13 protein-coding genes and 1 pseudogene are annotated in these 11,236 nt (G+C 71.1%); all 14 read right to left on the bottom strand.

Going from position 1 to position 11,236, the window contains the following annotated elements; translation table 11 throughout:
- Positions 1–234, bottom strand: a pseudogene (locus tag RUMESO_RS12635) (hypothetical protein); the annotation flags it as partial.
- Between the two features lie 9 nt (positions 235–243).
- On the bottom strand, positions 244–729 hold the full coding sequence (locus RUMESO_RS12630) for an ExbD/TolR family protein (protein WP_037280702.1): 486 nt from the start codon (positions 727–729) through the stop codon (positions 244–246).
- 3 nt (positions 730–732) lie between these two features.
- Positions 733–1,413: a protein TolQ gene (tolQ, locus tag RUMESO_RS12625; protein ID WP_037280700.1), complete on the bottom strand. Its 681-nt coding sequence runs from the start codon at positions 1,411–1,413 to the stop codon at positions 733–735.
- A 140-nt stretch (positions 1,414–1,553) separates the two neighbouring features.
- Entirely contained in the window at positions 1,554–1,955 is a 402-nt protein-coding gene (gene ybgC, locus RUMESO_RS12620; protein WP_037280699.1) for a tol-pal system-associated acyl-CoA thioesterase, read from the bottom strand.
- Positions 1,948–2,874 (bottom strand): PLP-dependent cysteine synthase family protein, encoded by a 927-nt coding sequence (locus tag RUMESO_RS12615; RefSeq protein WP_037280697.1) that lies wholly within the window; start codon positions 2,872–2,874, stop codon positions 1,948–1,950. Before RUMESO_RS12615 ends, ybgC begins: the two co-directional genes overlap by 8 nt.
- Positions 2,875–3,315: 441 nt before the next feature.
- Complete coding sequence (ruvB, locus tag RUMESO_RS12610; RefSeq protein ID WP_051521294.1) at positions 3,316–4,290, bottom strand: Holliday junction branch migration DNA helicase RuvB; 975 nt, start codon at positions 4,288–4,290, stop codon at positions 3,316–3,318.
- A gap of 50 nt (positions 4,291–4,340) precedes the next feature.
- Positions 4,341–5,267, bottom strand: coding sequence for a GIY-YIG nuclease family protein (locus RUMESO_RS12605; protein WP_051521293.1), 927 nt, complete (start codon positions 5,265–5,267; stop codon positions 4,341–4,343).
- 6 nt (positions 5,268–5,273) lie between these two features.
- Positions 5,274–5,972: a Holliday junction branch migration protein RuvA gene (gene ruvA, locus RUMESO_RS12600; RefSeq protein WP_037280695.1), complete on the bottom strand. Its 699-nt coding sequence runs from the start codon at positions 5,970–5,972 to the stop codon at positions 5,274–5,276.
- Complete coding sequence (gene ruvC / locus RUMESO_RS12595; RefSeq protein ID WP_051521292.1) at positions 5,969–6,544, bottom strand: crossover junction endodeoxyribonuclease RuvC; 576 nt, start codon at positions 6,542–6,544, stop codon at positions 5,969–5,971. The genes ruvA and ruvC overlap by 4 nt, the downstream gene beginning before the upstream one ends.
- Before the next feature lie 87 nt (positions 6,545–6,631).
- On the bottom strand, positions 6,632–6,994 hold the full coding sequence (locus tag RUMESO_RS12590) for a hypothetical protein (protein ID WP_037280693.1): 363 nt from the start codon (positions 6,992–6,994) through the stop codon (positions 6,632–6,634).
- Between the two features lie 116 nt (positions 6,995–7,110).
- The gene (locus RUMESO_RS12585; protein WP_037280691.1) at positions 7,111–7,992 is read right to left on the bottom strand and encodes a 50S ribosomal protein L11 methyltransferase; all 882 of its coding nucleotides are present in this window, start codon (positions 7,990–7,992) and stop codon (positions 7,111–7,113) included.
- 67 nt (positions 7,993–8,059) lie between these two features.
- A complete protein-coding gene (gene msrA, locus RUMESO_RS12580; RefSeq protein WP_037280689.1) occupies positions 8,060–8,713 on the bottom strand; it encodes a peptide-methionine (S)-S-oxide reductase MsrA in 654 nt (217 codons plus the stop codon).
- Between the two features lie 66 nt (positions 8,714–8,779).
- The gene (locus RUMESO_RS12575; protein ID WP_037280687.1) at positions 8,780–8,980 is read right to left on the bottom strand and encodes a hypothetical protein; all 201 of its coding nucleotides are present in this window, start codon (positions 8,978–8,980) and stop codon (positions 8,780–8,782) included.
- A 9-nt stretch (positions 8,981–8,989) separates the two neighbouring features.
- Positions 8,990–11,194: a primosomal protein N' gene (locus RUMESO_RS12570; protein ID WP_037280685.1), complete on the bottom strand. Its 2,205-nt coding sequence runs from the start codon at positions 11,192–11,194 to the stop codon at positions 8,990–8,992.
- Positions 11,195–11,236: the final 42 nt, after the last annotated feature.

The following is an 11,236-nucleotide window of genomic DNA, read 5'->3' as shown; positions in this document are numbered from 1 at the left end:
CGGCGCGGGCGGCTCCGGGGCCTCCTCGGCGGGCGGGGGCTCGGGCGCCTCGGTCGGCTGGGCCGCCGCATCGGGCGAGCTGCGCGCGACCAGCGCCGCATACTCGGCCCCCGAGACGGCCGTCACCTCGGTCACCTGGAAGTCCAGGGGCTCGCTGTCGAGTCCCCAGCCGAACAGCAGCCACGCGATGAGAAGCGTGTGGCCCGCGGCCGAGATGTATCCCCCGGGTGTCATGGCTGGGCGTCAGCCCTCGGGTGTGGCGGCGGCGCCCATTTCGGGGCCCCCCGCGTCGGTCACGAGGCCGATGTCGGAGAAGCCTCCGGCGTTGAGCGCGCCCATCACCTGCGCCACGCGGGTCCAGGCGTTCTTGCCGTCGGCGCGCAGGTAGATGCGGGTGCTGGCCCGCTCGGCCGCGATGGCCCGGAGGCGCGGCACCAGCTCGGCCTCCGGCACCTCGCTGGTCTGGATCAGGATGAGCCCGTCCTCCGTCACCGTGACGGTCAGGGGCTCCTCCTCGTCCATGGGCAGGGCGCGGGCCGCCGTCTGCGGCAGCTCCACCGGCACGCCCACGGTCATCAAGGGCGCCGCCACCATGAAGATGATCAGCAGCACCAGCATCACGTCCACGAAGGGGGTGATGTTGATCTCGGCCATGGGCTGCGCCCGGCCCCGCGCGCGGCGGCGGCGGTGCTCGCCCGGGCCGCCCCCCTTCATGACCCCCGCGCCCATGGCTCAGGCCGCCGCGTCGAGCTGGCGCGACAGGATGGTCGAGAACTCGTCGGCGAAGGCCTCGTAGGAGCCCACGATGCGGTTCGCGTCGCCCGAGAGCTTGTTGTAGAAGATCACCGCCGGGATGGCCGCCAGGAGCCCGAGCCCGGTGGCCAGCAGCGCCTCGGCGATGCCCGGCGCCACGGTGCCGAGGTTGGTGTCATGCGTGTTGGCGATGCCGATGAAGGCGTTCATGATCCCCCAGACGGTGCCGAAGAGCCCGATGAACGGCGCCGTCGAGCCCACCGTGGCCAGCACCCCCAAGCCCCGCTGGAGCCTCTCGGCCTCCTTGGCGATGGCCACGTCCATCGAGCGGTCGATCCGGCTCTGCGCCCCGGCGATCAGCCCGCCGTCCTGCTTGTGCGAGCGCCGCCACTCGATCATGCCGGCCGCGAACACCCGCTGGCTCTGCCCCTTGGGCTGCGGCCCGATCTGCTCGAAGAGCCCGTCCAAGGGCTCCCCCGACCAGAAGGCCCGGTCGAACACCGCCGCCTCCCGCCGCGCGCGGCGGTACTGGATCAGCTTGTCCACCACCACCGCCCAGCACCACACCGAGGCCCCAAGAAGCCCGAACATGATCACCTGAACCGCAAAGGTCGCCTGGGCAAACAGCCCCCAAATCGAGAAATCGGTCGTCGCGTCCATGAGCCTGTCTCTGCCGCCTGCCGCCACTCGAGGGCGCGCTTGGGGCATGGGGATAACTCAGAGACGGCGCCGATGCCAACCGCCTCCGCGCCGGGGAGCGCGAATTGTGTCCTCGCGGCCCGCCCCCGGCTCCATGCGCCTCAGCCCGAGCCGCCGCGCATCCCCGCGGGAATCCGCCGAGGCCGCCCGGCCCCGTCCATCGCCACCAGCGTCACCCGCGCGGCAAAGAGCCGCTCCGATTCGCGCCAGACCTCCTGCACGAGGACCAGCCGCGCCCCGCTGCCTCCCTCCGGCACGGTCCGCACCTCCAGCAGGTCGTCGAATCGCGCGGGGGCGAGATAATCCGCCTCGACCCGCCGCGCCGCGAACACCACGCCCTGCTCCGCCCTCAACCGCCCCTGGTCGATCCCGGCCTCCCGCGCCCACTCGGTCCGGGCGCGCTCGATGAACTTCAGGTAGTTGGCGTAGTAGACCACCCCGGCGAGGTCGGTGTCCTCGTAGTAGACGCGGCAGCGGAAGAGATGGACGGCCCCCTCAGCCATAGATCGGGCCGCCCAGGTACTTCGATCCCGAATCGCAGGCGAAGGTGACGACCCGCCGCCCCGGCCCCAGCTCGGCCGCGAGGTCCAGCGCCGCCGCGACGTTGAGCCCCGTCGAGCCCCCCGCGAAGATCCCCTCCTCGCGCGCGAGCCGGCGGCAGGTCTCGAAGGCCCTCTCCTGGTCGACGGCCCTCGCCTCCCGCAGCCGCGCCAGGTCGAGGAAGGGCGGCGCGAAGCCCACGCCCACCCCCTCGACCTTGTGCGGCCCGCCCTTGCCGGTGGTGAGGAAGGGCGACTGCAGCGGCTCCAGCGCCACCGCCTCGAGCCGCAGCCCCTCCGATTCGAGCCCGTCGAGCGTCCCCATGAGGCTCGCCCCCGTGCCCACGGCCGCGACGAGGAGGTCCGGCCCCCCGGGCACCTGCCGCGCGATCTCGCGGCCCAGCCCCTCGTAGCCCGCCCGCACGTCCGGCGAGCCGAACTGGTCGGCGTAGAAGTGCCCCGGCTCGCGCCCGAGCGCATGGGCCCTCTCGCGCATCCGGGCGATCAGGGCGGGGGTGATCCCCTCGCCGTTCGAGGGCTCGATCAGCACCTCGGCCCCATAGGCCTCCATCGACTTGAGCTTGGACGGCGAGAAGGCATCCGAGGAGACGGCCGTGAAGCGCAGCCCCATCACCGCGCAGACGAAGGCGAGCGCCATGCCCGTGCTGCCCGCCGTGTATTCGACCACCCGTTCGCCGGGCCGCAGCGCGCCCCGTTCCAGCGCCCGCAGGATCACCGACACCGCCATCCGGTCCTTCTGCGACCCGGTCGGGTTCTGCCCTTCCAGCTTCACCCAGACCTCGGCCGACCCCTCGGGCACGAGCCGCGAGAGCCTCGCCAGAGGCGTGTTCCCGATGGCGCCCAGGGCATCCGTGCGTGGCATCCGTGGCTCCTCCCGGCCCGGACTATGCCCCTGCCCTTCCCGGGACGGCAAGCCGAGGCGCCCGGCGGTCCCTTTCCGCGAACGCCGGGTCGGCCCGGCGAGTCGCAGGACGAGCGTCAGCACACCGCTTCAGCGGCATGGATCACAAGTCCCCGACATGGTGGGCTGACGCGCGACCTGCGGCTCGCTCGCTGGAACCATGCTCCCGACGGCGTCCGAGCTTCCTCCTGTCCAAGCCGCGCGGGGGACGCCACCCGGCGGCGAGCGGCCGGTCCGCCTTCGCCTTCGCCTTCGATCCGACCTGCCGAGCCCGTGGCCACGGCGCCACATCCAAGCGAATCCTCGGACCCCGACGCAACGCTCGCAGCTATCGGAAACCGTTAAGCTTTCTCTGGCATCCTGGCTACGAATCACAACCGAAAGCCACCGATGCCCCGCCCGTCACCCGAACAGGTCTCCCTGCCCCTTCGGCACCTCCATGCCCAGGTGCCGGAACGCCGCCTGCGTCAGCATCCGCCCGCGCGGAGTCCGCTGGATGAGCCCCTGCTGGAGCAGGTAGGGCTCGATCACCTCCTCGATGGCGTCCCGCGCCTCGCTCAGCGCGGCCGAGAGCGTCTCCACCCCCACCGGCCCGCCAAGGTAGCTCTCCGCGATGAGCCGCAGGTATCGCCGGTCCGCGCCGTCGAGGCCCAGCTTGTCCACGCCCAGCCGGTTCAGAGCCCGGTCCGCGATCTCCCGCGTCACGCGCCCGTCGCCCTCCACGATGGCGAAGTCCACGACGCGCCGCAGCAGCCGCCCCGCGATCCGCGGCGTCCCCCGGGCCCGCGTCGCGATCTCCCGCGCGCCCTCGGGCTCGGCCGGGGCACCGAGCAACCGGGCGTTCCGCACGACGATCTCGTAGAGCTCGTCGACCGTATAGAATTCGAGCCGCGTGGGAATGCCGAAACGGTCGCGCAAGGGCGTCGTCAGCAGCCCGAGCCGCGTCGTCGCGCCCACCAGCGTGAAGGGCTGCAATTCGATCCGCACCGTCCGCGCCGCCGGCCCCTCCCCGATCACGAGGTCGAGCTGGAAGTCCTCCAGCGCCGGATACAGCACCTCCTCGACCACCGGGCTCAGCCGGTGAATCTCGTCGATGAAGAGCACGTCCCGCGCTTCCAGATTGGTCAGGATCGCCGCGAGGTCCCCCGCCTTGGCCAGCACCGGCCCCGAGGTCATGCGGAAGCCCACCCCCAGCTCCCGCGCCATGATCTGCGCGAGCGTCGTCTTGCCCAGGCCCGGCGGCCCGTAGAACAGCGTGTGGTCCATCGCCTCGCCGCGCATCTTGGCCGATTCGATGAACACGCGCAGGTTCGCCCGCGCCTCGTGCTGCCCGATGAACTCCGACAGCATCTGCGGGCGCAGCGCCTTGTCGCTCATGTCCTCGGGCTGGGGTCGGGTCGGAGAAGGGCGTTGCTCATGCCGTCAACCTAGTCGTTCACGATGCGTTCCGCTAGCCCGTCGCGCGCTCGGGCGCCGCCGGCGTTCAGCCCGAAGCGGCGCGTGTCGAGCCGCTCCATCCAGGTCTGCTCCAGGCGGATGACCTCCTCGGCCGGCATGTCGGGCGAGACGCGCTCCAGGATCGAGAAGCGGAAGCGGCCCGGATCGCGGTGGCGGAGCTCGGCGGTGACGCCCCTCTCCCCCGCGACGTGCGCCCGCCAGCGGCCAAGCAGGTTCGTCCCGCCATAGGCCGAACCGACGTAGCGGGCCCCATCGGACTCGTCCACGATGAGGTAGATGCCACGCCACTGGGCCAGGTTTGCTGCCCATGCGCAGGGAAAGCCACGCACCTGCGCGGCCGTCACGATCAATTCGCGCCAGTCCGGCACGGGTGCCTCGCCCAAGGGGGCCTCGAGGATGGCGAGAACAGGGGCGTCGAGGTTCTCCGCCAACCGTCGATAGCCGCGTCCCGGCGGAGTGGGCATGATGAGGCGCCCGCGCAGATCGGACAGTGCCTCGACGGGTCGGAGGTCGAAGCGCCACTGCGTGACGCGCGGACGATTGTTCGCCAGAGTCGTGTCCACGGCGCCGTAGACCCGCTCCAACTCCTCGTAGCGGGGATCCGCATAGATTCGCTCGACGGGCAGTTCCTCGAAGCCATGCACCTCGAACAGGCCCAGGAACAGGTGACGCGCATCGGTCAATGGAGCAAAGCTCGCAACGAAGCGCCGCGTCCTGAGCGTCGCCTCGACCTGCTCGGCATGCGTCGCCTGATAGGCGTCCAGGAGATCAGGCCTGTCGCTCCAAAGTGTCGGCATCAGCGTCCGCAAAGGCTGGAGCGTGGTGTTGTGGAGCAACATCGCCACGCTCGCCGGCTCGATGCCCGCATCCCGCAGCAGGAGGTTAAACCGGACCACCCCTCTCTACTCCTTGGGCGCGAGAAGCCGCAGCGCCGCGCGGATCAGCTCCGGCGTCCCGGCCTGGGGATGCGATTCGGCCGCCTGCGCCACCGCCTGCACCGCCTCGCCCGGGGCGTAGCCCAGGTTCCCCAGCGCCGAGAGCGCCTCGGCCTGCGCCATCCCCTGCCCGTTCTCGGCCTTGCGGCGCGGCGCGGCCTTGGGCGCCGGCGCGGCCTCGACCTCCACGACCTGCACCTCGTCGGGCTCCAGCTCGTGCGTCGTGACGGCCGTCGTCCCGATCAGCCCCGCCATGGCCATCACCGCCGGCGCCTTATCCCGCAGCTCGTTGACGATGCGCTGCGCCGTCTTGGGCCCGACCCCCTTGGCCCGCGCCAGCGTCGCCCAGTCGCCGAGCGCGATGGACCGCCCCAGCGCGTCCGGCCCGAGCGCCCCCAGCAGCGCCAGCGACACCTTCGCCCCCACCCCCTGCACGGTCAGGAGCAGCCGATGCCATTCCTTCTCCACCAGCGTCGGGAAGCCGAACAGCGTCCAGCCGTCCTCGCGCACCTGAAGCTCGGTGAACAGCGCGACGGCCTCGCCGTTGCGTGGCAACCCTGCCAGGACCCGTTCGGAGACATGCACGAGATAGCCTACGCCCCTCACGTCGATGAGCACGTGGTCCCCGGCCCGATACAGCAGCCGCCCCGCCACGCGCCCGATCATCGCCCGACCCTCTTCATCGCCCGCGCCAGATCGGCCCGCGCGGTCCTGGCCTTGTCCTCGAGCGCCTTGTCCTCGGCCTTGGCGATGGCGGCGGTCAGATGAGTCGCGGACTGGAGATGATGGGCATGGCAGATCGCGACGGCCAGGGCATCGGCCGCGTCTGGACCCGCAAGGCTCACCCCCGGAAGGTGCAGCCGCACCATGTGGTCGATTTGCGCCTTGGCCGCGTGGCCGACGCCGACCACGGCCTTCTTCACGGCGTTCGGCGCGTATTCCCCGATGGGGATGCCCGCCTGCGCCGGCACGAGGAGCGCGATCGCCCGCGCCTGCCCGAGCTTCAGCGTCCCCGCCGCGTCCTTGTTGACGAAGGTCTGCTCCACGGCGGCCGCGTCGGGCGCCTGCTCGGCCACGATGGCGCGCATCTGCTCGTAGAGCCGCAGGAGACGTTCGGCCAGTTCGCCGTTCCCGGAATGGACGATGCCGTTGGCGACATGACGGAGGCGCACCCCGTCCACCTCGATCACGCCCCAGCCCATGTTCTGGAGGCCAGGGTCGATCCCCATCACCCGCATCGCCGCCCCTTCCGCCTGACCTGCCCGCCTGGAGGCCGGGCTAGCACAAAGCAGGAACGGAGGCCAGCGCCGCTGGGCGCCGCCGCGTCAGGACCGTTCGGCGACCCCGGCGTGAACGACCATGTCCATCCCCCTCGCGATGAGGCGGGTCACGGGATCGGGCTGCATGACCCAGGCCATCACCCGCTCGACCGGCTGGCCCTTGGCAAGCTCGCTCAGACGACCATGGTAGGTTCCTTCGCCGGAAGCGACCAACAGCGCCGCCTTGAAGACGAACGTTCCGCCCAGCAGCAGGGCGAGTCCCCGCATCGGGAAGCGAGGCACGAAGCGTCGCTGCGGAACGGCGACGATGAGCCCGTCCGGGCCGACGCGATACGTCGCCCCCTCGGACAGGAGGCGGTGCTTGTCGTCGATCTTGGAGACGCGCTGATCGAAGGTGGTCTGGGACATGTTCTGGGACCGCTTTGCCGAAATGCAACCTATGGTGGCACGAACTGATTACGTATAAACCTACCCGGTCAATATGGAACCATCAAGGCAATTCAGCCATAAACCCCCATTCCAGCCTAGGTTTTGCCTTCATTCATTAAGATCAGCGTAGCCCAATCTCCAATTTCATCTCTTTCAATCTCATTGATGCCGAAACGAGAATATTCCTCCACGATATCCGCCGCCTGCTCACGTAGGAGGCCCGAGAGAATCACCCGTCCGCGCGGCGCCGTGGCGGCAGCCACGTCGGGAGCGAGCTCGATCAGCGGCCCCTTGAGGATGTTCGCGAGGATCAGGTCGAAGGGCGCGGCCGTCCGGAACTCGGGGGCGTCGAGGCCCGCCGCCTCGACGCAGGCGACCCGGTGCCCGAGGTCGTTGGCCTGGAGGTTCGCGCGCGCGGTCTCCACCGCCACCGGGTCGATATCACCGGCGATGACCGGATCGGCCTCGGGCCAGGCCTGCGCGGCGGCCATGGCGAGGACGGCGGTGCCCGCCCCCACGTCGGCCACGTTGCGCGGCCGGAAGCCCTCCGCTTCCAGCCGGTCGATGGCGCGCAGGCAGCCGAGCGTCGTGCCATGGTGCCCGGTCCCGAAGGCCATCGCCGCCTCGATCAGCAGCGGCACCCGGCCCGGCGGCACCTTGTCGGCGTCGTGCGAGCCGTGGAGGAAGAAGCGCCCCGCCTCGACCGGGGGCAGGTCGCGGCGGACCTTGGCGACCCAGTCCACGTCCGGCACCTCGGAGACGACGAAGGGCTTGGCCCCATGCACGGCCGCCAGGAGGTCCAGCACGATCCCGTCGGGCTCCTCCTCGAAATGCGCGCCAATCTCGAAGAGGCCCGAGCCGTCCTCGATCTCGAAATGCCCCACGGCGAAGGGCGGCGGGTCCAGCTCCTCGACAGCCTCGGCCAGGGCCTGGGCCGGGGCGAGCCCCTTGGTGGTGGTGATCGCGGAATACATCATGGCCAGGCCCTCCTTGGCAGAGGGCCTAGGCCGCGTCCCGGGTCCGGTCAACCTGAGGCGTGGAGACTCAGACCGCCACGCCGATCGGGCAGGTCACTCCGGTCCCGCCGACCCCGCAGTAGCCACGCGGGTTCTTATGGAGGTACTGCTGATGGTAGTCCTCGGCGAGGTAGAAGGGTCCCGCATCCACGATCTCGGTCGTGATCGCACCGTAGCCGGCCGACCGAAGGCGTTCCTGGAAGGCCGTCTTGGTCCGCTCGGCCGCCTCGCGCTGCGCCTCGTTGAAGACGTAGATGCCCGAGCGATACTGCGTGCCCCGGTCGTTGCCCTGCCGCATCCCCTGAGTGGGGTCATGGCCCTCCCAGAAGACCTTGAGCAGGTCCTCGTAGGAGGTGACCTTGGGGTCGTAGACCACGCGGACGAGCTCGTTGTGGCCGGTACGGCCCGTGCAGACCTCCTCGTAGGTCGGGTTCGGCGTGTAGCCGGCGCCGTAGCCCACCATCGTCGAATGGACGCCCGGCAGCTTCCAGAACATCCGCTCCACGCCCCAGAAGCAGCCCATGCCGAAGACGGCGACTTCCATCCCCTCGGGCACGTCGAGGCCGATGGGCGTCCCCAGCACGGCATGGCGGTCGGCGGTGGGGATCGGCCGGTCACGGCCCGGCAGCGCCTCCTCGGGAGAGATCATGCGGGTCTTGTCGGAAGGAAAGAGGCTGAACATGCGGCGACTCCTCTGTGTCGGCGCAGATATAGGTGCGCCCATGGCCCGCTGGCAGGGGCCGCCCCTTCAATCCATCGGCATCCCGAGGTCAGGAAGCGCCCGGGACACGAAGGCGCCCATCCCGAGCCGGGCCACCCCGAGGACCAGCGCCGCCGCGATCACGAGCCGAACGACGCCCTTGGCCCAGCGCCGGACCAGCGAAGCCACGAGAAGCGCCGGGAGGAGCGTCGCCGCGAGGAAGCCCAGGATGAAGGTGGTGTCCGACACGGCCCGTCCTCACATGAAGCTCTGCGGGTCGATATCCATCGTCAGTCGCAGGTCCGAGGGAAACCGGAACTGCGCCGCCCAGCGGGCGAGCGCGTCCTGCAGCGGCGCCGTCCGGTCGGCCTTGACCAGCAGGCGTACCCGATGCCGTCCACGGACCCGCGCGATGGGCGCGGGCGCGGGACCCCAGACCTCGGCGCCGATCTTCGTGAGCGGGTCCTTGTGGCGGGCCATCTCGACGGCCTTGTCCATGACCTCCTGCGCGTCCTCCGACGACAGGATGATCCCGGCGAGGCGCGAGAAGGGCGGCATCCCGGCCATGCGGCGGCCGTCGAGCTCGGCCCGCCAGAAGCCCTCGTCGTCGCCCTTGAGGATCGCCTGGATCACCGGGTGGTGCGGTTGGTAGGTCTGGAGCAGGGCCTCGCCCGGCCGGTCCGCGCGCCCCGCCCGGCCCGACACCTGCCGCATCAGGGCAAAGGTCCGCTCCGCCGCCCGCAGGTCGCTCCCGTAGAGCCCGAGGTCCGCGTCGATCACCCCGGCCAGCGTCAGCTTGGGAAAGTTGTGCCCCTTGGCCACGAGCTGCGTGCCGATGATGATGTCGGCGGCCCCGTCGGCGATCTGCTCGATGGCCTCCTTGAGCGACTTCGCGGACCCGTAGAGGTCCGACGACAGCACCGCCGTCCGCGCCGTCGGGAACAGCGCCGCGACCTCCTCGGCCAGCCGCTCCACGCCCGGGCCCACTGGGGCGAGCTTGCCCTCGGCCCCGCAGTCCGGGCAGGCCACGGGCATCGGGAAGGTCTCGCCGCACTGGTGGCACATCAGGCGCCGCATGAAGCGGTGCTCCACGAGGCGCGCGTCGCAATGCGGGCAGCCGAGCTGGTGCCCGCAGGACCGGCAGAGCGTGACCGGCGCATAGCCCCGGCGGTTCAGGAAGAGGAGCGACTGCTCCTCCCGCTCCAGCCGCTGCGCGACCGCCTCGGTCAGCGTCGGCCCCACCCAGTTTCCGCGCGTGACTTCCTCAAGCCGCATGTCCACGGCCTTGACGGTCGGCAGCACGGCGAGGCCCACGCGCGCGGGCAGCGTCAGGCGCGCGTATTTCCCGGTCTGGGCGTTGTACCAGCTTTCGAGGCAAGGGGTCGCGGAGGCAAGGATCACCTGCGACTTCTCGATGGAGGCGCGCAGCACCGCCATGTCCCGGGCGTTGTAGAGGACGCCGTCCTCCTGCTTGTAGGAGGTGTCGTGCTCCTCGTCGACGACGACGAGGCCGAGGTCGCGGAAGGGCAGGAACAGCGCCGACCGCGCGCCGACCACAAGGGACGCGCCCCCGGTCGCCGCCATGCGCCAGAGCCGCCGCCGCTCGGTCTGCGTCATGCCCGAGTGCCACTCGGCCGCCGGGGCGCCAAAGCGATGCTCCACGCGGGCGAGGAAGGCGCCGGTCAGCGCGATCTCCGGCAGCAGCACCAGCGCCTGCCGCCCCTGCCGCAGCGTCTCGGCCACGGCCTCAAGGTAGACCTCGGTCTTGCCCGAGCCGGTCACGCCCTTGAGCAGCGTCGTGTTGTAGGTATGCGCCTCGGCCCCGATCCGAAGCGCGGCGGCGGACAGCATCTGGTCCGGCGTCAGCGGCACGCCAGGAGCGCCGAGGTCCAGCACCGGATAGGGCCTGTCGCGCGGCGCCTCCTCCTCGACCACGGCCCCTTGCGTGACGAGGCCCTTGATGACGGCCGTCCCCACTCCGGCCTGCGAGGCGAGTTCGCCCAGGGTGAAGCTCCGGTCGGGGAAGTCGCGCAGGACGGCGAGGACGCGGGTGCGGGCATCGGTCATGCGCCCGGCCTCGCGCGGACCCAGGCGATAGACGTTGTGCGTCACCTGCCCCTCGGTCAGCCCGGGCGCGCGGGTGGCGAGCCGGACCATCGCGGGAAGCGGCGTCAACGTGTAGTCGGCGGCGCGGCCCAGGAACTCGCGCATCGGTGCGCGGAGCGGCGGGGCATCGAGGATGCGGGCCACGGGCCGGAGCCGCGCCTCCGGCACCTCGCCGGTCCCGGGACCCCAGACCACGCCCACGATCTTGCGGGGGCCGAGCGGCACCTCGACGAAGGCGCCGGGCGAGCAGCCGCCCTCGGGCGCCTTGTAGTCGAGGAGCCGGTCCAGCGCGCCGAGCGGCAGGATGCCGACACGCTCGCCCGCCGGGACGCGGTCCTCGAAGACAGGCTCGGCCATCCGCCACACCGGCGGCGCGGCACCTTCCTCCGCCAGTTCGGC

It is taken from the genome of Rubellimicrobium mesophilum DSM 19309, assembly GCF_000600335.2.
In the GTDB taxonomy this organism is placed as follows: domain Bacteria; phylum Pseudomonadota; class Alphaproteobacteria; order Rhodobacterales; family Rhodobacteraceae; genus Rubellimicrobium; species Rubellimicrobium mesophilum.
This window is presented reverse-complemented; position numbering and strand designations above follow the sequence as displayed.